17 protein-coding genes are annotated in these 20704 nt (G+C 74.7%); 15 read left to right on the forward strand and 2 right to left on the reverse strand.

Features of this window, described 5'->3' with window-relative positions; all coding sequences use genetic code 11:
• The first annotated feature begins 229 nt into the window (after positions 1 to 229).
• Positions 230 to 2116, forward strand: a complete 1887-nt coding sequence (locus ACFVHO_RS07945; protein ID WP_385711345.1) for an amidohydrolase — start codon at positions 230 to 232, stop codon at positions 2114 to 2116.
• Positions 2117 to 2184: 68 nt separating this feature from the next.
• Here the strand turns inward: ACFVHO_RS07945 and ACFVHO_RS07950 are convergent, their stop codons facing one another.
• Positions 2185 to 3336 (reverse strand): hypothetical protein, encoded by a 1152-nt coding sequence (locus ACFVHO_RS07950; protein WP_385711347.1) that lies wholly within the window; start codon positions 3334 to 3336, stop codon positions 2185 to 2187.
• Positions 3337 to 3656: 320 nt separating this feature from the next.
• Between ACFVHO_RS07950 and ACFVHO_RS07955 the strand changes: the two genes are divergently transcribed.
• On the forward strand, positions 3657 to 4403 hold the full coding sequence (locus tag ACFVHO_RS07955; RefSeq protein ID WP_385711349.1) for a DUF1838 family protein: 747 nt from the start codon (positions 3657 to 3659) through the stop codon (positions 4401 to 4403).
• A gap of 187 nt (positions 4404 to 4590) precedes the next feature.
• Positions 4591 to 5637: a methyltransferase gene (locus ACFVHO_RS07960; protein WP_385711350.1), complete on the forward strand. Its 1047-nt coding sequence runs from the start codon at positions 4591 to 4593 to the stop codon at positions 5635 to 5637.
• 73 nt (positions 5638 to 5710) lie between these two features.
• Here ACFVHO_RS07960 and ACFVHO_RS07965 read toward each other — a convergent pair whose 3' ends face one another.
• Positions 5711 to 6589, reverse strand: coding sequence for an alpha/beta fold hydrolase (locus tag ACFVHO_RS07965; RefSeq protein WP_385711352.1), 879 nt, complete (start codon positions 6587 to 6589; stop codon positions 5711 to 5713).
• Between the two features lie 68 nt (positions 6590 to 6657).
• Between ACFVHO_RS07965 and ACFVHO_RS07970 the strand changes: the two genes are divergently transcribed.
• The 12 genes from ACFVHO_RS07970 (at position 6658) to ACFVHO_RS08025 (ending at position 20703) form a co-directional block, all read left to right on the forward strand.
• Positions 6658 to 7290 (forward strand): TetR family transcriptional regulator, encoded by a 633-nt coding sequence (locus ACFVHO_RS07970; RefSeq protein WP_385711354.1) that lies wholly within the window; start codon positions 6658 to 6660, stop codon positions 7288 to 7290.
• Between the two features lie 160 nt (positions 7291 to 7450).
• On the forward strand, positions 7451 to 8062 hold the full coding sequence (locus tag ACFVHO_RS07975; RefSeq protein WP_385711355.1) for a hypothetical protein: 612 nt from the start codon (positions 7451 to 7453) through the stop codon (positions 8060 to 8062).
• Positions 8063 to 8170: 108 nt separating this feature from the next.
• A complete protein-coding gene (locus ACFVHO_RS07980) occupies positions 8171 to 11605 on the forward strand; it encodes a CHAT domain-containing protein (protein ID WP_385711356.1) in 3435 nt (1144 codons plus the stop codon).
• Positions 11602 to 12294 (forward strand): hypothetical protein, encoded by a 693-nt coding sequence (locus ACFVHO_RS07985; protein ID WP_385711358.1) that lies wholly within the window; start codon positions 11602 to 11604, stop codon positions 12292 to 12294. The genes ACFVHO_RS07980 and ACFVHO_RS07985 overlap by 4 nt, the downstream gene beginning before the upstream one ends.
• On the forward strand, positions 12294 to 12971 hold the full coding sequence (locus ACFVHO_RS07990; RefSeq protein ID WP_385711360.1) for an RES family NAD+ phosphorylase: 678 nt from the start codon (positions 12294 to 12296) through the stop codon (positions 12969 to 12971). The genes ACFVHO_RS07985 and ACFVHO_RS07990 overlap by 1 nt, the downstream gene beginning before the upstream one ends.
• Positions 12972 to 13194: 223 nt before the next feature.
• On the forward strand, positions 13195 to 13410 hold the full coding sequence (locus tag ACFVHO_RS07995; protein WP_385711362.1) for a hypothetical protein: 216 nt from the start codon (positions 13195 to 13197) through the stop codon (positions 13408 to 13410).
• Positions 13407 to 14177, forward strand: coding sequence for a hypothetical protein (locus ACFVHO_RS08000; protein ID WP_385711363.1), 771 nt, complete (start codon positions 13407 to 13409; stop codon positions 14175 to 14177). Before ACFVHO_RS07995 ends, ACFVHO_RS08000 begins: the two co-directional genes overlap by 4 nt.
• On the forward strand, positions 14174 to 15430 hold the full coding sequence (locus tag ACFVHO_RS08005) for a protein phosphatase 2C domain-containing protein (RefSeq protein WP_385711365.1): 1257 nt from the start codon (positions 14174 to 14176) through the stop codon (positions 15428 to 15430). Before ACFVHO_RS08000 ends, ACFVHO_RS08005 begins: the two co-directional genes overlap by 4 nt.
• Positions 15431 to 15432: 2 nt before the next feature.
• Complete coding sequence (locus tag ACFVHO_RS08010; protein ID WP_385711367.1) at positions 15433 to 16485, forward strand: hypothetical protein; 1053 nt, start codon at positions 15433 to 15435, stop codon at positions 16483 to 16485.
• Positions 16482 to 17162: a 4Fe-4S single cluster domain-containing protein gene (locus ACFVHO_RS08015; RefSeq protein WP_385711368.1), complete on the forward strand. Its 681-nt coding sequence runs from the start codon at positions 16482 to 16484 to the stop codon at positions 17160 to 17162. The genes ACFVHO_RS08010 and ACFVHO_RS08015 overlap by 4 nt, the downstream gene beginning before the upstream one ends.
• The gene (locus ACFVHO_RS08020) at positions 17159 to 18568 is read left to right on the forward strand and encodes a hypothetical protein (protein WP_385711370.1); all 1410 of its coding nucleotides are present in this window, start codon (positions 17159 to 17161) and stop codon (positions 18566 to 18568) included. The genes ACFVHO_RS08015 and ACFVHO_RS08020 overlap by 4 nt, the downstream gene beginning before the upstream one ends.
• Positions 18565 to 20703 (forward strand): AAA family ATPase, encoded by a 2139-nt coding sequence (locus ACFVHO_RS08025; protein WP_385711372.1) that lies wholly within the window; start codon positions 18565 to 18567, stop codon positions 20701 to 20703. The genes ACFVHO_RS08020 and ACFVHO_RS08025 overlap by 4 nt, the downstream gene beginning before the upstream one ends.
• Position 20704: the final 1 nt, after the last annotated feature.

The following is a 20704-nucleotide window of genomic DNA, read 5'->3' on the forward strand; positions in this document are numbered from 1 at the left end:
GCTGCCGGGGCGCTCACCGCCCCGGTACGACGACGCCAAGCAGATCCCACCGATGGTTAGCGGCCGGTTAGCGAAGGGCCTCTGACCACGCACGATCCTGCATCGGTGAGGAACGGAAGCGTTATGGCTCGCGGCGGCGGCCCCGGGTTTGGCTGACATCGCCGCCGGGGCCCGCCGTCTCCCCGGCACTCCAGCACCCCGGCACCCCACGAACCCAGGAGGTATCCAGGTGGGATCCACCCCGTCCCCCGACCCGTCGCCCCTCGCGTCACGCGACCCGTCGCCCGCTCCGTCCCGCACCGCGCCCCCGCACACCCCGCACACCACCCGCAGGCAGGCCCTCGCCGCGCTCGCGGCCACCGCGGCCACCGCCACCGTCCCGGTCCTCGCGCCGGGCACGGCCTCCGCCCGTGAGCGCGGCGAGCGCCCCGTCGCCGACACCATCCTGTTCAACGGCCGTGTCACCACGCTCGATCCACGCCGCCCCGAGACCACCGCGCTCGCCGTCCGCGGCGACAGAGTCCTGGCCACGGGCCCCGACGCCGTGATCCATCGGCTGGCCGGGGACCGCACCCGGCTGATCGACCTGCGCGGCCGCCGTGTCGTCCCGGGCCTCACCGACTCCCACACCCACCTCATCCGGCAAGGGCTCAGCTACACCCAGGAGCTGTCGCTCGCCGGGGTCCGGTCGGCCGCCGAGGCGCTGCGGCTGATCCGCCACCAGGCCGAGCGCACCCCGCCGCCGCAGTGGGTCAGGGTGGTCGGCGGCTTCACCCGGCACCAGTTCGCGGACGGCCGCCTGCCGACGCTCGCGGAGCTCAACGCGGCGGTGCCCGACCGGCCCGTCTTCCTGCTCCACCTGTACGACCGCGCCCTGTTGAACCGCACGGCGCTGCGGATACTCGGCTTCACCAAGTCGACCCCGGCGCCGCCCGGTTCGGAGATCGAGCACGACGCGGCGGGCAACCCGACCGGGCTCCTGATCGCGAGGCCGAGTGCCACCCTGCTGTACTCGACCCTCGCCCGGCTGCCCGGCCTGTCCCCCGCGGACCAGTCGGTCTCGACCCGGCACTATCTGCGCCACCTCAACGCCCGGGGCGTCACCGGCGTCATGGACGCGGGCGGCGGCCACCAGACGTTCCCCGACGACTACGACGTCATCGGCCGTCTGCACCGGGCCGGGCAGCTCACCGCGAGGATCGGCTACCACGTCTTCACTCAGCGGCCCGGCGACGAGCTCGCGGACTTCCGGCGCATGGCGGACCTCGTGTCCCCGGGCGACGGCGACGGGATGCTGCGCATGCTCGGCGCCGGGGAGATGCTCGCCTACTCCGCCGCCGACTTCGAGAACTTCGAGGAGCCACGGCCCCGGCTGCCCGACACGATGGAGGCCCAGCTGCGCGGCGTCCTCTCCTTCCTGGGCGAGCGGCGCTGGCCGTTCCGGCTGCACGCCACGTACGAGGAGTCGATCAAACGGTTCCTCGACGTCATCGAGGACGTCCACGGGCGGGGCGGCCCGGACGTGCCGTTCGTCCTCGACCACGCCGAGACGATCAGCGCCCGCAGCATCGACCGCGTCGCCCGCCTCGGCGGCCGGATCGCCGTGCAGCACCGCATGGCCTTCCAGGGCGAGACGTTCATGCGGCGCTACGGCGCCGCGGCCACCGCGCACACCCCGCCCGTACGCCGCATGCTGCGGGCCGGCGTCCCGGTGGGCCTCGGCACCGACGCCACCCGCGTGGCGAGCGACAACGTCTGGATCGCGCTGCACTGGCTGGTGACGGGGCGCAGCGTCGGCGGCCGGGTCCTGCACCCGCCGGAGAACCGGCTCGACCGGATCACCGCGCTGCGCCTGCTGACCCAGGGCAGCGCCGCCCTCGCCGACGAGGACAGGGACAAGGGCACGCTCTCCCCCGGCCGGTACGCCGACCTCGCCGTGCTCCGCGAGGACTACCTCACCGTGCCCGCGGAGCGCATCCCGGAGATGGCGTCGGTCCTGACCATGGTCGGCGGCCGCGTGGTCCACGCCGGGGCCGAACACGCGGCGCTCAACCCGCCGTTGCCGCCGGTGCGGCCGTCGTACTCACCGCTCGTGACGGGAGCGAACGCGCCCTGACACCGGCCCGCCCGCGACGCCGACGGCTCTGGCCCGCCCGCGACGCCGATGGCCCTGGCGGCAAGCCCCTACTTCTTCGGCTCCCGGAAGCGCCCGAACGCCTTCGAGAGGGCCTTCAGCGGCGATCCTTCGCCCTTGGCGGCCCCGTCCCCGGACGGCCGGGCCGCGCCGTCGCCGCCGGTGACCTCGGCCAGGGCGGCCTGCGCCGCCTCGGCCGCCTCGCGGTACAGGTCACGGGACTTCGTCATGGCGTCGAGCGCCTCGGCATACTTGCCCACCATGCCCTGGGCGTGCACCAGCTCCTCGTCCGGGGTGAGCAGGTGCCAGCCCTGGCGCAGCCGCGTCAGGGCCTGCTCGGCCTCGGCGGGCAGCGGTCGCGGCAGGGCGGCGAACTCCTTGATCCGGTCGAGGAGTTCGGTCGGCTCCGAGCCGTCGAGGAAGACGCTGCGCACCGTGAAGCGGTCCGCGTCGTAGTCCGCGCTCGGCGGCTCCATCGCCAGGACGACGGCGCCGCCGCGCGGCATCCGCACGCCCAGCTCCCGCTTCATCGCGAAGTCGGCGATCTGCGCCTGCTCGGGTGTGCCCCGGTGCTCGATCACCCGGTGCCGCAGGCCCGGCGGCAGGAACGTCGCGATCGGCTGCTGGCCCACCGCGTCCGGTGTCATCGCCTCGTGCACCACGACATGGATGAACCAGCTCTGCCGGGTGCAGTCCCGCAGCCGGCGGCGCAGTTCGTCGTCGTCCTTCGGCAGGTGGTTCGCCGCGCGCAGGCGGACGTCCGACACCGTGTCGTGGTCCCAGGCGACCTGGTCGCTGTCGGGCCACAGCATGGTGGCGGGCGAGGGCCAGCGCGCGTCCCACACCCGGTCCGCCTCGGCGGCGAGGATCCAGGTGACGCCGTCGCCGTCCTTGCGGCGGCTCTCCGAGTCGTACGTGGTGAGCTGGGCGCGCACCGTGACGTCGTCGTCCACGCGCCAGCGGGCCTCGAAGACACGGCGGGCGAGGGGGCCGGGGTCGGCGGATTCGTCCCGGGGGTGCAGCACGGTGGTGCGGGCCGCCTCGGCGGGGTCGAGGTCCAGGAAGTCGTCGAGCACCCCGGCCGCCTTGAGGGCGATCAGGTTGCGTCGGACGTCCTGCTCGGGCTCGGGCCCGAGGTGGCGCCCGCGCCCCAGCCACGCGGTGTCGGGGGCGGTGGTCGATGAGGTGGTGTTTTTGGCCATGGAATCGTTCTGTGGGTGATCGGGGCGCGACCGGTATGGTCCGTGAGAACCCTTGAGTCTCCCAGGTCAGAACCCTTCTGCCCCAAGGGGCATCAGCAAACTGTCGACTTCGGCTTCAAAGAAGTCACCTTCTCATGGAGTCGGGTGGAGTCGGGAGCCTTGGCTCGAAAACGGGCGCGCGCGACCGGCCGGGGCGGCAACCGTCGGCGTGGGGCGCGCACCCCCGCGCGTGCGCCGCATGCGGTGGATCTTGCCGACTCTTTCCGGCCGATTGCGCCCCGGCTGAGCCCGCCCGGCCGGGACCGCGCAGAGTGGTCCCCATGACGACTCCCGCAGAGCTGCTCCGCTCGTTCGCCCGCACCCGCGCCTCGCTCGACGGCGAGGAGGTCACGTACTGGTGGTCCGGGGACGTGTACACCTGGGCGCCCGACGAGCCCTACCAGCGGGTCTTCGGCTTTGAAGGGCTCAATGTCGCCCGCCTGGTCCAGGACGCCGAAGCCGGTCCTGACGCCTACCGACTGCTCACCCGCGAAGCGGCCTTCTTCCTGGATCCCGGCACCCGCGAGATCCTGGAGACCTGGCAGGACCTGCCGGTGGCGCACATCTGGAACGACCCCGCGAACCAGAAGTGGCGTCCCTTCCCGATACCGACGACCGAGCTGGGCGGCCAGGTCTGCTTCAGCCTGGAGATCCCGCTGTCCTACCCCTCGCCCCTGCCGGTGGCCCAGTATCCGGCGCACTCGGCGGGTGACACGTACAAGGCCCTCGAGCTGTTCCAGTTCTTCGCCGACCGCGCCGACCTCGCGGGCCCGGCGCCCAGCGTCCCGGCCACCATGTCGTGGACCCGGATGTCCCCGTGGCTGCCCTGGATGGCCCGCGGGCAGCGGCCCGGCGGTCTCACCTTCCACTGCCGGGGCCGCAAGCTCGCCTCGTACGCCGAGGTCCCCGAGCGCACCCGCGCCTACATCGCCGACCACCAGCCGGAGTTCGCGCACGCGCCGCAGCGGTGGAGCGAGCCGAACGAGACCAGCTGGACGTACTTCCGCAAGCTCAACCCGCCGAAGTAGCCGGGACAGGAACGATCCGCCATGCCACCCGTCCGCGTCCCCCACGCCTCCCTCTCCCTCGATGGCTTCGCGACCGGAGAGGGCCCGAGCCGCGACGCGCCGTCGCCCAGCGGGGTCACGCACCTGATGTTCACCCGCGCGAGCCTTTGAATCGCGGTGGTCGTGCGGGCCGGGTACAGATGTGATCATGACCGCGACCAGCGCATCCGCCCCCGGCACGACCACCCGCTCCCCCGCCGTCGCCATGCTGCGGCTGCTCGGGGGGTTCCAGATATCCCAGGCCCTGTACGTCGCGGCCCGGGCCGGGGTCGCCGACGAGCTGGGCGGCGGGCCCCGGCCGGTGGGCACGGTGGCCGAGGCCACGGGGCTCCGGCCCGATTTGCTGCGCCGCCTGCTGCGGAGCCTCGCCACCGAGGGGGTCTTCGCGTACGACGAGGAGCGGGACTCCGTGGCTCTCGGGCCGCTCGGGCACACCCTGCGCGGTGACTCCGACGAGTCCGTCCGTGACATCGCCCTCATGTGGATGGAGACCCACTACCGGCCCTTCGGCCGGCTGTGGTCCACGCTGCACGACGGAGTGCCCGCCGCGGAGCGGGAGTTGGGCAAGCCGTTCTTCGACTGGCTCGGCGAGGACCCGGACCGGGTCGCGGGGTTCAGCGCCGCCATGGCCGACATGATGCGCGCCATCCGCCGGGACGCGATCGACGCCCTCGACCTGACCGGTGTCGGTCACCTGGTCGACATCGGCGGAGCCGACGGGACGGGCCTCGCCACCCTCGCGGCCCGCTACCCGCGGCTGCGCGGCACCGTCTTCGACCTGCCCCATGTCGTGGAGGCCGCGCACGCCACCCTGAGCCGGGCCAAAGTCGCCGACCGCGTCGACACCCGGGGCGGCGACTTCTTCAAGAGCGTCCCGGAGGGCGCCGACGCGTATCTCGCCTGCTTCATCCTCCACGACTGGAACGACGAGCAGAGCACCCGCATCCTGGAGCGCGTCCACGAGGCGGCGGCGCCCGGCGCCCGGCTCCTCCTCGTCGAGACCGTCCTCGGCCTCGGTCCCGCACCCGAGGTCGCGACCCTCCTCGACCTGACCATGATGGGCATGCTCGACGGACGCGAGCGCACCCTCGAGGACTGGCGCGCCCTGCTCGCGGGCGGCGGGTTCCGGCTGGACCGGACCGTGGAGACGGCGGGCCCCATGTGTGTCGTCGAGGCGGTCAGGGTGGACCGCTGACGCGCGGCGGCCCCTGACGGCGGTGCGCCGTCCCGGCAGGGCCCGAGGGCCGGCGGGCGCGCGCTGGAGACGGTCAGCGCGTCAGGAAGGCGCGGAGCGCGGCGACCAGCGCGGCCGGGTCGTCCTCCTGCACGTTGTGGCCCGCGTCCGGCACGACCACGAGTTCGCCTTCGGGGAGGCGCTCGACGAGGCGTTCCGCGGTGGGCTGCGGGAGCACCTTGCTGCGGCCGCCGCGCACGAGGAGCACCGGCAGGCCGGTGAGATGGGCGGCGATCCGGTCGGTGGCGGCGAGGATGGCGGGGAAGTCGGGCGGGCGCGGATCGCCCTTCGGCACCCACGGGCCGCCGGGCGCGCGGCGGAACAGCGCGCGCATCCGGTACGCGACGCGGGTGCGGTCGGCCCGCGGATTCACGCGCAGCGCCGCGTCCACCACCGCGTCGAGTTCGTCGACCGGGCCGAGCCCGGCCATGAAGGTCCGGACGCGTTCGGTGCTCTCGAAGTCGACGCCGGGTGCGACGTCGATCAGCGCGAGGCGTTCGACGCGGCCCGGGTGCGCGGCGGCGGCGTGGGCGGCGACCGCGCCGCCCAGCGACATGCCGACGAGGCGCACCCGGTCGAAGCCGAGGTGGTCGGCCGCGGCGACCACGTCGTCGGCCATCGCGGCGATCCGGTAGTCGTCGGACCAGTCGCTGTCACCGTGGCCGCGCAGGTCCAGTGCGACGAGCCGTGCGGCCCCGCGCAGGCCGAGGCAGACGAAGTCCCAGGTGTGCGCGTTCAGTCCGCCGCCGTGCAGCAGGAGCACTCCGGGGCCCGGGCCGCCCCAGTCGAATCCGTGCAGCCGACAGCCCGCGCGGGACCAGAAGACGTCGCGCGGCGGTGCCGGATCGTGGATCCGCACGCCCAGCGACGCCGCAAGATCGGCCATCGACGGGGCCGAGGTCCGTTCGTTCACCGCGACCTCCCTACCTTGAGGGCCCAAGGTAAGCCCCTTACCTTGGACCGTCAAGGTAAGCTTGTGAGGTGGCTACCCGTAGACGACGCACTCCCGACGAGGCCAAGCGACTGATCCTGGAAGCCGCGGGCGAGCTGCTCGCCGCGGGCGGCCCGGCGGCCGTGCAGGTACGGGCCGTGGCCGCCGCGGTCGGGGTGTCCGACGCCGCGGTCAACCACCACTTCGGCACCCGCGAGCAGTTGCTGTCGGCGCTGCTGCGCTTCGGCGGGAAGAAGCTCAAGGCCGAGCTGCGCGCCGCCCTGGACACCTGGTCCGACGGGCCCGCCGACCCGGCCGACCTGGTGCGGACGCTGTCCGCGCCCTACGCCGACGGCTACGCCGAACTGGCCCTCGCGCTGCACCAGTCGGGCTGGCGGGACACCGGGAGCGGGCTGCTCGACGAGATCGTGGACCGCCTCCACGCACAGGCACGGGCGACCTGCGCCGACACCGGCCGGACGCCCCCGGCCCGCGAGACCGTCCAGCTCACGGTGGCCGCGCTGCATCAAGCCGTCGCCATGGAGCCCCTGTTCGGCGCCGAGTTCCGCAGGAGCGCGGGCCTGGACGCGGCCGCGCGCGAGCAGACGCTGCGCTGGTGGACCGAGATCCTGCGCTCCACCCTCGCCGGAGCGCCCACCGGGTCCCCCGGCCGGGACCGGTGACGGTCGTCGCCGTGGCACGGGACCACCCCGGCGTGCGCCTCGGCATGCGGGGCAACCGGGCGGGGACCGGGCGAAGGTCGGGTGGTCCTCGGTCGTGGGGTTCCCCGGGACGGGCGGCACCGGTTCGCTGGAGGTGTGCGGCGACTCGGGGGTGAGGGCGATGGACATCACGGGTGCGGGCGCGCCGGTCGTGGCGATCGTCGGCGTACTCGGAACCCTCCTTTCGGCCCTGCTCACCCAGCGGGCGGCCGAGCGCAGTCGGCAGCGCGAAATGGAGCGGGCCGAGCGGACCCAGGCGTGGGCCAGGGAGACCGAGGAGCGGCGGGCCTGCTGCATCGCGCTCAACACCGCGTCCCGGCAGTATCTGGCCGCCCTCACCGACCAGTCGCACGCCCTGGCCCGCGCCGAGGATCCACGCGCGGCGCGCCAACGCCTCATCGAGGCCCGGGACCTGCACCGGGACGTGTACGCGGAGGCCCAGCTGCGACTGCCCGACCCGGTGCTCGCCCTCGCCGGGGAGGCCACGCACGCGCTCGGTGCCCTCTACGGCCGGCTCCGGCGCCTGGACGACGGCGTTCCCCGGCCGGGTGACTCCCTCGACGCCGCGCAGCGGGAGATCGACGCCCTGTGGGAACGGCTGCGGGAGCTGCGCAGGGGCATGCGCGCGGACCTCGGAGCCTCGGGCCCGTCCCGGCCCGGCCGCCCCGCCGCCCCCGAGCCGCACCCCGCCCCCACCGGTCCGGGCGCGTTCCGGGCGGGTTCGGGGCGTTGATCGGGCGCTGGAGGAAAACCTCGGCGATCGGGCTTCGCGGTGGCTGACATCTCGTCATCATGGAGTCCGCAAAGTGCTGTTGAGATCTTCAGGACGTGAGGAGTGCCGGTGGGGGAAGAAGAGGAGAGCGGTGGCGTGCAGGCCGTGCGGGGCTGGGCCCGTGACGCCGTCGCGCGGGCCAGGGCGCTGCTTCCGGCGCCGCCCGCGGTCGCCGTGCCCACGCGCGCCCACGACGAGTCGATCACCGAACTCGACGCCCTCTCCCACCTGTTGGACCACGATCCGGAGCTGCGCGGCTCGGTGACCGTATGGCTCGGCGGAGCCCTCACCCTGCGCCACGCCGCCGGGGGCGGAACACCCGGGGACCGGGAGCGGGCGCACACGCTGCTGCGGGACGCGCGGGACCCGGCGACGCGGACCGGAGCCTCGGTCCGCGCCGAGGACCGGCGGTGGGCCGCGCTGTTCCTGCTGACGCACGCGATGCCGTTGCAGGAGATGCTCGGCGGGCTCGCGCCGGAGCCGGACGCGACCGCCATGTTCGACATGATCATGCGGAACGGGCCGAGCGGGATGGCCGCCTTCGCAGCCGAGATCCAGGAACTGGTGACCGAGGCGGCCGAACTCCCGCTGCCGCCGGAGCACCTGAGGCAGCTCCGGCAGGTGCGCGACCTGTACACCCAGCCCTCGGCCGCCGGACTCACCGAGCTGTTCACGAGCCTCATGCCCGACGACGGGCTCCCCGGCACCGACCACATGCGGCAGACGATGATGAACCTGCTGGCCACGATGACCGGCGGCGCGGGCCCGAAGGCCGGAACGGGCACGGCGTCCCGCACCGGCGCCGACACGAGCGCCACGCACGACATGCCGCCCCCTGCCGCCAGGACCGACGCCCCCACCCGGACCTCCACCACCGGGACCGAGGCCAACACACCGGGCTCCTCGGACCCCTCAGGCCCCTCGAACCCCGCCCCCGCCCCCGCTGCTGCCGACGCCCCGGCCACGCCCCGCACCCCCGACGACATCCGTCGGCTCCTGGCCGCCTGGCAAGCCGTCCAGACCACGTCCGTGGACTTCGTGAACCATGCCGGTGGCGGCGACCCGGCCGCCCTCAACCAGCAGCTCGCGCGGCTGCGCGAAGCCCGGGACGGGCTGCCGGACGACATGCCGGACAAGGACGCTCTCGACGGGCTGATGGCGTTGCTGCTCGGCGTCAGCGACGGCGCCGGCGGCACCCTCCAGGACCAGGCCCTCGGCCTCGCGCACACCCGGACGGTCACCGACTACCTGCGGCGCAAGGGGGAGAGTTCCATCCCCATGGCCGACCTCTTCCCGGTCATGGCCGAGGCGATGGACCTGATGACGGAGGCCAGGACCGCCGGGCAGACCGAGGACGTGGAGCGGCTCCGCGCCCTGCTGACCAGGGCCGAGGCCTTCGCCGACACCGTCCCCGAGGACCACGCCCTGCGTGCGGTGGCCGTCCTGGCCCGCGCCATGGCGCGCATGATGCTCGGCCGGTGCACCAGGGACAAGGAACTGCTCCTGGGCGGCCTCGCGGACCTCGAAGAGGGCAAGGCGGCCGCGGGGAACAGCAAGCTCCCGATCGGGGACGACGTACTCGCGGCCATCGCTCCCGACGCGGCGGCCATGCGCGCGATCCTCAACGGCGACAGCACCGGCACCCCGGACCGGGAGGTGCCGCCGCCGGACGCGCCCGCCGACCAGTTGCACTCCGCCGCGACCCGCCTGCGCATGCGCTACGACGTCACCAAGGACCCGGCGGACCTCGACGCCGTCATCGCCACCCTGGAACGGCTCCGCGAGCACGTCCGGCAGGGCCGGGCCCCGCGTGTCGCCGCCGACGCCCTGTGGTCGCTCGCCGACTGCTACCGCGCCCGCTGGCACCGGGAGCACGACAAGTCCGACGCGGACGCCGTCACCGACACGGCGAACGAGGCCATGGCCACCCTCGCCGCCGACGTCCTCCTCCAGCGCGGCGCCGAGCACCGGCTGACGACCGCCCGCACCGGCGCCTCCCTCTGCCTGCGGGCCGCCCTGTGGGCCGCCGCGCACGAGCGGGTGCCCGACGCGGTGACCGCGCTGGAACTGGGCAGGGCGCTGGTGCTGCAGGCGGCGGCCACGTCCCGGGCCGTACCGGAACTCCTGGAGGAGCGCGGCCACCCCGAACTCGCCGCCGCCTGGCGGAAGTCCGGCGCGGCCGACAGCGCCGAACTGCCCGCCGAGCTGCCGAGCACCCTGCGCCGCCAGGCCCTGGAGGCTCTCGGCTACCGGACGGAGGGCGGACTGCTCGCCACCCCCACCCTGCGCGAACTGGCGGACGGCGTGGGCGAGGCAGGCGCGGACGCCCTCATCTACCTGGTGCCCGGCAGCGACGGCGAGGCCCCCGGCATGGTGCTGGCCGTGGGCCCCGAGATCGGTGTCGGCGTGGGCCCGCTGCCCACGCTCTCGGCCGCGCGGAGCGCCCCACTTGAGCGGTATCTGGACGCGGCCGCGGCCCGCCCCCCGGATCACGTCGACGAGGAGGCGGAACGCGTCTGGGAGGAGGCCCTGGCCGACCTGTGCGACTGGGCCCACGAGGTGTTCGCCCACATCCTGCCCGGCCTCACGGAACACCTCCCGCAGGACCCGGAGGAACACCGCACCCCCCGCGTCGTCCTGGTCCCCTGCGGCCGCCTCGGCATCGTCCCCTGGCACGCGGCCCGCTTCCCCGCCGACGCCCCGTACGACTACCTGTGCCAGGCCGCGGTGATCAGCTACGCCGCCTCCGGCAGCCAGTTCCTGCGTACGGCGAAACGCGCGCCGCGCGACCCGATCTCGGCGCCCGCGATGGTGGCCGACCCGAGCATCTCGCTGACGTACGCGGAGCTGGAGGTCATGGGGCTGCGCCACGCCTTCTACCCGGGGGCGCGGCTGTACGGCGACTTCGCCACGCTCCCGCCCGACTCGGTGCCGGCCGGGACTCCCGACCAGCTCCTCGCCCTGCTCGGCCAGGACCACTCGATGGTCCATCTGGCCACGCACGGCATGGCGGGAACGCGACCGACGGAGTCGGCCCTGCACCTCGCCCCCGGCGAGCCCGGCGAGGAGGTCGGGCGGCTCACCGTGACGCGCCTCCTGGACCGCCCGCAACCCGCCGAACAGGACGCTCCGGACGGCCCGTTGATCGTCCTGAGTGCCTGCGAGACCGACCTGAGCACCCGTGACCACGACGAGGCCCTGACCCTCACCACGGCGTTCGTCTCGGGCGGCGCACGCGATGTCGTGGGGTCCCGGTGGACCGCGCGGGACGGCGCTTCGATGCTCCTGATGACGGTCTTCCACCACCAGCTGCGGGCCGGGCTCAGCCCGGTCGACGCGCTGCGGGCCGCGCAGCTGTGGATGCTCGACCCGGAGCGGCAGGATCCGGGCTGCCTGAGCGCCGAGGTGCGGGCGGACGTGCGCCGCACCGACCTGCAACGGCCCGCCGTCTGGGCCGCGTTCATCCATCAGGGCCACCCCGGCCGGGGAGAGGAGAGCGCATGAACCAGGCAGAGGACGGCGGGGCGAAGGTGCTCCGCCTCGTCGACGAACACCTGGACAGCGTCCGCGAGCGGCTGAGCGACGAGCAGTACGAGCTGCTGCTCACCCACCTGCGCGCGCTCGCCGAAACCCCGACGGGCGACGCCAGGGCCGTCCGACGGGCCTTCCAGAACGTACGCCTGGCTCTGGTGCCGCTGCCGTTCGACCACCCGGTCCGCGAGGCCCTGGACGCCGTCCGGCTCACCGGTACCGCCCCGGTCGGCGACCTCGCCGTCGCACGGACGCAGCTGCTGCTCGCCCGGATCACGGCCCAACCGGATCCGCCCCCCGACACCGCGGCCATCATCGCCGCAGCCGAGGACCGGCTGCTGCGCGCGCCCGCCCTGTCGGCCGCCGAGGTCCGCATCCGGTACGCCGGTGCGGCGCCGCCCCCCGAGCTGATCCGGCTCGCCCACCCCGAACTCGGCGACCGCTACCCGGAGTTCCAGTTCGAGCCCGACGGCGGCGCGCCGTACGAGGTCGTCCTCGAGGTCAACCGGGTGCTGCTCGCCGACGCGGACCCGTGGGGAGCCGCCGAGTGGTGGCTGAGCCGCAATCCCTGGCTGGGCGGAGGCCCGCCCGCCGATCTCCTCGGCATCCGTCCTGACCGAGAACTGGTGGGCGCGGCCGTGGTGTTGGCGGAGGGAAGCTGATGCACGACGCGACCGTGTCACCTTCCGCGTACCGCTTCCAGCCGCACTGGGAGGTGCTGCCCGCGGGTTCCCACCTGTGGCGGATGCACTCGTCCCGGTTCGCGGCCGAGCAGTTCAAGCCGTTCGACGCGCACGACCGCGCGCCCGGCCGCTTCCACGGCACACCGGAGGACCCCTACCCCTGCTTGTACGCCGCGACGGACCCGGAGACCGCGCTCGCCGAGACCCTGCTGCGCTCGGTCGACTTCGACAAGGAGACCAGCATGCGGCTGGTCCCCTGGCTGTGGGTGCGGGGCAAGTCGCTGCACGTGGTGCGGACCCGGTGCGAGCTGAGGCTGGTCTCGCTGCGCTCCGGGGCGGCCCTCGCCGCCGTCTGCCAGGACAACTTCCTGCTGGAGAGGGAGGGGCCGGAGCACTACGCGCGCACGCGGACCTGGGCGCGGGAGATCCGGGCCCAGGCGCCCGAGGCCATGGGAATGATCTGGGAGTCGCGGCGCAACCCGTCCCAGCAGGCCCTGGTGCTCTTCGGGGACCGCCTCGCGGACCGCACGGACGGGCCCCTCGAAGCGCTGCCGTACCGCGCCATCCCGGACCTCGGCTCCCCGGACGGCATCAAGGAGGTCAACCAGCTCCTCGAACCGCTGCGTTCGGCGGTCAGGGAGCCGCTGCGCCGCTGAGCCCGGCACCCGGGCCCGCCGACCGGCCAGGACCCGACCGGGACGCGACCAGTCCGCGCCCGGCCGGTCCGCTTCACTGAAAGGGCGGGCCGCCCGGGGACAACGCATCGGGGGAGCCTCCCCGGGCGGCCCGCACCTCCGCGGGCAGCCACCGAATATCGACGCGGTGTCAATTCACGTAAGGAACAAGCATGTTGGGGACGACGCCACCTACCGTGACCCTATGACCGGGGGGATGGCCGCATGGGCGCACGGCTGCGCGGGGCGCACAGTGACCTGGCCCGCCCCGGACACGTACGTACTCGTTGACGGTGTCCTGCTGCGCATGGTGTCCGAGCCGCCGGGGCTGCCGCCGGGCACGGCCGTCACCGTGCGCCACGATCCCGAACGGCGGCGGCTGGTGGCCCACGCCGACGACACGGAGGGGGCGGCCGGATGAGCGCCGACGGCATCGGGTTCGGGAGCGGGTACGAGGAACGGCAGCCCGTGCTGCTGCTCCTCGACACCTCCGCCTCCATGGGGCGCCCCGAGGGGAACCCGCGGATCGACGAGCTGAACCACGCGCTGAACCGCTGGTTCGACGGGGTCCGCGTGCAGGAGCGCCTGCGCACCCGGGTCGAGGTCTGCCTCCTCACCTTCGACTCGGCCGTGCGCGTCTACGACCCGGGCCCCGCCCGTCTGGTGCCGGTCGAGGAGGCCGCCGCCGACCGGCTCTTCGTCCCGGTGGACAGCATGCACCCGCCCGCGCTGCGCGCCGAGGGCCTCACCCGGCTGACGGACGCCGTGGAGACGGCCCTGGAGCTGGCCCGCGCCCGCTACCGCACCCTGCAACGGCAACGGGTGCCGGTGCGGCGCCCCTTCGTGTGGGTCCTGACGGACGGCGCGCCGAGCGACGGCCAGGGCCGCCCCTTGGACGCGACGGCCCTCAAGGGCACGGCGGGGCGGGTGCGCCAGGGCGAGGTGCGGGGCGAGTGGGTCTTCCAGGTGATCGGGGTGCACGGCGCCGACCTGCCGATGCTCCGGGTCCTCGCCCCCAAGGCCACGTCCCCCCTGGCGAACCTCGACTTCGGCCGGATCCTCGACCTGCTGTTCCAGAGCACCGACGACAGCAGCCCGGACCAGGACGCGGACCTCATCCACCAGCAGGTCGACGCCCGCGCCGCCCGCCTGGCCCGTATGAACCGCCTGGAGGAGGGCCTCCGGTGATCATCGCGGGCACCTCCGTCCAGGGCACCGCCCACCTCGCGAGCGCACAGGGCTGCCAGGACGCCTTCAAGACGGCCGACCTCGGCGACACGGCCGTCCTCGCCGTGTCCGACGGCGCGAGCAGCCGCGACCGCAGCGCCCTGGGCGCCCACATCGCGGTCGACGCGGCGTGCCGCCTCCTGTCGGAGGACGTACCGGACGCGACGGAGAGGCCGGAAGTGTGGACCCGGTGGATCGCGGAGCGCGGGAGGAGGGTGGTCGAGGAGTATCTGCGGGCGGTGGTGGGGGTGTTGGGGGTGAGTGCGGGTGCCGGTGCGGGTGCGGGTGGAGCGGTCTCCGGCGCGCTGGGCGCGGATGCGAGGGCAGTGGAGCCCCGGGTGGTGGGCGCGGATACGAAGGCAGCGGGCCCCCGCGCGGCGGTGACGGATGCGGGTGCGGTGGGAAGCGACGAGGTGGCGGGGGTGTGGGGCGCGGAGGTGGACTCGGCTGGCCCTCGCGTGCTGAACGCGGACAAGGGTGCGGCGGGCCCTCGCGCGCTGGGGGCGGATGCGGGTGGGGCGGACTCCCGCGTGCTGGGCACGGACGCGAGCGCAGCGGACACCGGCGCAGTGGCGGGGGCGTCGAGCCCAGGGGCGGACTCGGCTGCCCCCCGCGTACCGGGCGCGGACGCGAGCGCAGCCGGCACCGGCGCAGTGGCGGGGGCATCGGCCCCGGGGCGGGACTCGGCTGACCCCCGCCTGCGAGGCGCGGGCGCGGATTCTGCGGCCCCCCGCGCGGTGAGCGCGGACATGGGCGCACCGGATCCCGGCGCCCTGGCCGCCACCCTCACCGCGGTGGTCGTCGCCCCGCCCTGGGTGGCCTTCGTCTGCGTGGGTGACGGGTTCGGGACGCTGCTGACCCACGACGGGCGCTGCCACCTGGTTCTGCCGCCGCCCACCGCCCCGGCCCCCTTCCTCTCCTCCCCCGGCGCGGCCCTGCGCGTCCGTACCTTCGTCGTGTGGGAACCGGACCTCGCCGGAGTGGTCCTGGCCACCGACGGCTGTGCCGCGCTCGCCCTTGACCACCCGGCCGTCCGCCAACTCCCGCCGGAGGCGGGGCCGTTACCGGCCGAGGGCTTCTTCCTCGGCCTCGCCGCCGCGCTCCGCGAGAACCACGGGGACGCCGAGCCCCTTCGCCGTCGCCTCTCCGGGCCGGAGGCGGGCCGGACCGGTGACGATCTGACCGTCGTGTGTGCTCTCGTCGAAGGGGGGTGAGCGTGGGACTGACAGTGGTGTCCGGGCACGGACACACATGGCGCCTCACCGAGCAGATCGGCAGCGGCTCGGAGGGGTTCGTGTACGGAGTCGACGACGCCCGCCCCCTCGTCGCGAAGCTCGTCCCGGACCCGCCGGACCCCGAGGCCTACCGGCGCCGCGTGGCCCGCCTGGTGTGCCAGCGCCGCGAACCGCGCACCGTCGGCCTGCTCTCCGGCACCCCCGTCCGGCTCGCCTGGCCGTTGGTCCCGGTCCGCACGGCGGAGGGCGCCGCCACGGACCGCGTCGACGGCTATGTGATGCCCGACATGCGGCACGCCTACCAGCCGTTCAGCCACCTCCTCAGCGTCTCCGCCCGGCGGGCCTTCCTGCCCCTGGCGACCTGGGCGACCGCACTGCGCGCCGCCGTCGCCCTCGCCCGGCTCCTCGGCGAACTGCACGTCGAGGGCTATGTGGTGGGCGACCTCAAGCCCGACAACCTGTGGGTCGGCGAGAGCGGCCGTGTCGGCATGGCGGACGTCGACTCCTGGCAGTTCACGGACGGCCGCGAGCTGTTCCCCGGCCGGATGCGCACCCCCGGCTACACGGCCCCCGAGCGGCTCGGCGCGGCCACCGGCAAGCCGCCCGACACCGCGTCCGACGACTTCGCCCTGGCCGTCCTGGTGCACCAACTGCTCCTCGCCGGGCTGCACCCGTTCGCCGGTCACCCGGCGGACGGCGGCGACTACCGGTCGTACGACGACAACGTCCTCCACGGCCGCTGCCGGATCGTGGACCGCACGTCGGTGCTGCTGCCCCGCTCCGTGCCGCCCGCCGACCTGCTGCCGCGACGGCTCGCGGAGCTGTTCCGCAGAGCCTTCACGGACGCGGCCCGCCGCCCGGCGGCAACCGCGTGGGCCGAGGCGCTCGCGGCCGAACTGGCCCCCGGCCGCCTGCGTGTCTGCGCGCTCAACCCCCGCCACATCCACACCGTGGAACGCCCGTGGTGCCCGTGGTGCGACCAGGCCGAGCAGGGTTCCGACAGCTACCCCGACGAGCCGCAGGAGGAAGCATGACGGCCCTCCCCCACCCACGGCCCAGCTCGCGCGAGGGGACCCTGATATCCGTCGCCCGGACACTGGACCGCTGCACGGTCCTCGGCCCCGGCGTCCGCGCGGTCGTCTGGGTGCAGGGCTGCCCGCTGCGCTGCCGGGGCTGCGTGGCCGCGGAGACCCTGCCCTTCGAGGGCGGCACCAGCCGGACGGTCACCGAACTCGCGGACTGGCTCTGCCAGTTGGATGGCATCGAGGGCGTCACGTTCTCCGGCGGTGAGCCGTTCAGTCAGGCCGGGGCGCTGGCCGAGCTGCTCGACGCGGTGCGGGAGCGGCGACCCGACTTCGGCGCGATGGCGTACTCCGGGTTCCGGCACGAGGCTCTGCGGCGCGGCGGACCGGACGGGCTCGCCCTCCTGGAGCGGCTCGACCTGCTGGTCGACGGACCCTACGTCGCCGCGCGGCACGGCAGTCTGCGCTGGCGCGGCTCGGACAACCAGCGGCTGATCCCGCTCACCGACCGCTATGCCCGGAGCCTGGCCGAGCCGGACACGACCGCCGGGGTCGAACTGTCCGTGGAGCCGGGCGGATCGCTCTCCTGGGCCGGAGTGCCGCCGAGCCCCGGATTCCGGAGAAGACTTGAGGACCGGCTCGCGGCACGGGGGTTCGTGCTGCACACCGAGGCACGGAGGGAACGATGAGCGGATCACCGAAGTACAGCAGCGTCCGTATCGGCGTGCTGTACGCCCAGCGGGAGGCGGCCGAGCGCAGGCGCCGGGCCGAGGAGCGCCGGGCCAAGGAACGCAAACGCGCCGCCCAGCGGGCCCAGTTGGCGGCCCTCCGCGCCGAGCTCGCGCGCAGGGACGCCGAGTTGGCCACCCGTCGGGAGGCGGAGCGCGACGCCCGGCTCGCCCGCACCCGGGCGGAGCAGAACCGGGCCGACGAGCGGGGCCTCGACGAGGTGCGGGTGCTCATCGAGGAAGCCCAGCGGTCCGGGGCGCGGTCCGATGTCAGCTCCCTGGAGGGTCAGTTGGCCGAGCTGCGGGGCCGGGTCGCGCGCGGTGAGCAGCTCGGGGACGCGGTGGAGCGCCTGCGCGGCCGGGTCGTGAGCCTGCGCCCGGCAGCCGCCGACGGCCCTGCGGGCGACCCCGCCGCCGTCCTCGCCGACCTGGAGCGCGGGTTCACCGCGACCGGCCCGGACGGCGCCGCCCTCGACGCGGACGGGCACCGGCGGTGCGCGGAGCTGCTCGACCAGCTGCGCGCGGCCGCCGGTCCGGACCGGCGGGTCCGCTTCGACGCCCTGCTCGGCACGGTCGAGCACGCCCTGGCCCGGCACGCGGCGACGGTCGCCGAGGCACGAGCGGCCGCCGAGCGGCACACCCGGGCGGAGCAGGAGCGGAAGGCGCTGCAACAGGAACAGGAGCAGGAGCGCGAGGCGGCGGAACGGCAGCGCGCCGAGGCCGCGGCGGCGGCCCTGGAGCTGGCCCTCACCGAGGCCACCGAACGGCTCGACGTCGTGCGTCCGGCGGCCAGGGGCGTCGTCGACACCGCCGCCGAACTCGGCGACCCCGGGCTCGCCGACGAGATCGGTGACGCCCTGCGCGCGGCCACCGAGGCCCTCGCCGCGCGCTCGGCGACGGAGGCCCTGACGGCCGTCTCCGACCTGGAACACCGGCTCCCCGACGCCGAGCGCCGCCTGGACGAGCTGGAGCTGGCCTACCAGCGGAGCCGGGACCTGGTGGCGGCGCTCCGGGACGCCATGACAGGCGAGGGGTTCGCCTTCGAGGGCGGCGAGGACGAGGGCGGCAGCTTCCGGCTGCACTTCACGCGGCCGACCGGGGCGACGTACGAGACGACGGTCGGCGTCGAGCACGACGGCACGCCTGTCCTCGTCTACCGCGTGGAGGGCGAGCCGGACGTGACGCTGCACGCCCCGCGCGACGAGGCGGTGTGCGACACCACCGAGGCGCTCCTGGAGCGGGTGCACGAGGCGCTGGGCGGCGACGACGGCTTCGTGCCGGGCGAGCTCACCTGGGACGGCAAACCGCCGGGCCGACGCGCCAAACCGCTGCCCCGGGAAACCGGCTGGAGGTGGACGGCTCCGTGAGCGCGTTCGACTTCACCAAGGACGACGGCGGTTCGGGGCCCGTGACCGCCGACGGCATGATGCCCCTGTGGGCGGTGTCGCTCGGCTGGGAGCTGCGGCGCGGACGTCAGGTGGTCATCAGCGGGCAGATCCGGGACCGCTGGTGGTTCGAGGACCGGCCCGCCTCCTTCCGTGAGCTGGTCGCCGGGGTCCTTGAAGTGCGCGGCGCCGACGTGGTGGGCTGGTGGGACCCGGTGGCCGGGCTCACCTTCCCGCTGCCGGGCCACGCGGAGCGCTTCGCGCAGCTGGCGGCGAACCGGCCGGGGGGCGCCGCGAGGAGCGAGGGACCTGCCGCGCCCGGGTCCGATCGGCGGGCCGACTCCCGCGCGCCTGAAGGCGATCGGCCGTGGGCCGAACCGGGCACCCCCGACGACGGCCGGACACGGGCCGAATCGGGCCCCCTCGAAGACGACCGGCCGCAGGTCGACTCACGTACCCCCGACGACGGCCGTCCACAGCCCGACGCGCGCACCCGGCGCGGCGCCGAACGCCGCCGGGACCGGTCGAGCCTGCTCGCCCCGCGCCAGGCCGCCCCGCCCCGCGCCTTCGACGACGCCGTCGCCGTCGCACACCGGCTCGCCGCGTCCCCCGACGCCGCCACGGCCTTCGTCTTCCAGGACGTCGACCACCATCTTCCGCCCGGCCAGCCCGAGTCGAACGCCGGTTACCTCCGGCTGCGCGCCGCGATGACGGACGCCGTGCCCCCGCACTCGGCCCTGGCGGGACGCCGCCCGCACGCCCGCAACGCCGTCCTGTGCGCGGTGGGCGACGTCGGCCGGCTGCCCGGCTGGTTCCACCTGGAGGATCCCCGGATCGCCACCCTGCACGTCGGCCCGCCGGACCCGAGCGAGCGCCGCCTGTGGCTGTCCTGGCTGCGCGGCGACTTCAACGGCGCCACGGACGCCACCCGGCACGACCTCGAAGCCCTGGTCGGCGCGACCGACGGCATGCGCGGCTGGGACATCGACGCGCTCGCCCGGACCTCGTGGCTGCGCGAGGCCCCCCTCCAGAAACCGGACAAGCTCTTGGAACTGCACCGGCTCAACGTGAGCGTCGACCCCTGGACCCAGCTCGACCGGGACACCGTCGCCCGTGCGGCCGACGTCCTGGGCGACCGGGTGGTCGGCCAGTCCACGGCCGTCGACGCGGTGGCCGCCGCGCTCCGGTCGGCCTATGTGGGCGTGGACTTCGGCGGCTCCGGCAACGCCCGCCCCCGCGGCGCCTTCTTCTTCGTCGGCCCGACCGGCGTCGGCAAGACCGAACTGGCCAAGGCCGTCGCCGAGTTGATGTTCGGCGACCAGAGCGCGTACGCCCGCTTCGACATGAGCGAGTACCAGCAGGAACACGCGGCGGAGCGGCTCGCGGGCGCGCCGCCCGGCTACATCGGCCACGAGCAGGGCGGCGAGCTGACCCGGCGCGTCCAGGAACGGCCGTTCAGCGTGCTTCTCTTCGACGAGATCGAGAAGGCGCACCCGCGGGTCCTGGACAAGTTCCTCCAGATCCTGGAGGACGGCCGCCTCACCGACGGCCGCGGCCAGACCGCGTACTTCTCCCAGTGCCTGATCATCTTCACCTCCAACACGGGCGCGGACGCGGTCCAGGACCTGCTGGCCGACGGCGACGAGGACGTGCCGTACGCGGCCCTGGAGACGCACTTCACGCGGGCCGTGGAGGAGAAGTTCCGGGCGATCGGGCGACCGGAGATCTACGGCCGCCTCAAGCCGGGCGTGGTCGTCTTCGACATGCTGCGCCGCGAGCACATCGTGAAGATCGCCGACCGGCTGCTCGGCCAGCTCACCGAGTCCGTCCGCGAGCGCCACCAGGTCGAGCTCGTCGCCGACCCGGACAGCCTGCACCCCTGGATCACCGAGCGGATGAGCGATCCGGAGCACCAGGCGTACGGCGGCCGTCAGATCCGCAACGAACTGGAGCGGCTGCGGGCCGCCGTCGTCACCCACTTCCTGGCCCGCCGTCCGACCCCGGGCAGCCGGATCCGGCTCGGCGTCGACGCCGACGGCACGCCGTGGGTCAGGGCCGAGGAGCCACCGCCCGGGGCCGACGGGTCGTGGGGCAGGACCGAGGAAGGGAACGGCTGAC

This window comes from Streptomyces sp. NPDC127108 (assembly GCF_042677545.1).
Lineage (GTDB): Bacteria > Actinomycetota > Actinomycetes > Streptomycetales > Streptomycetaceae > Streptomyces.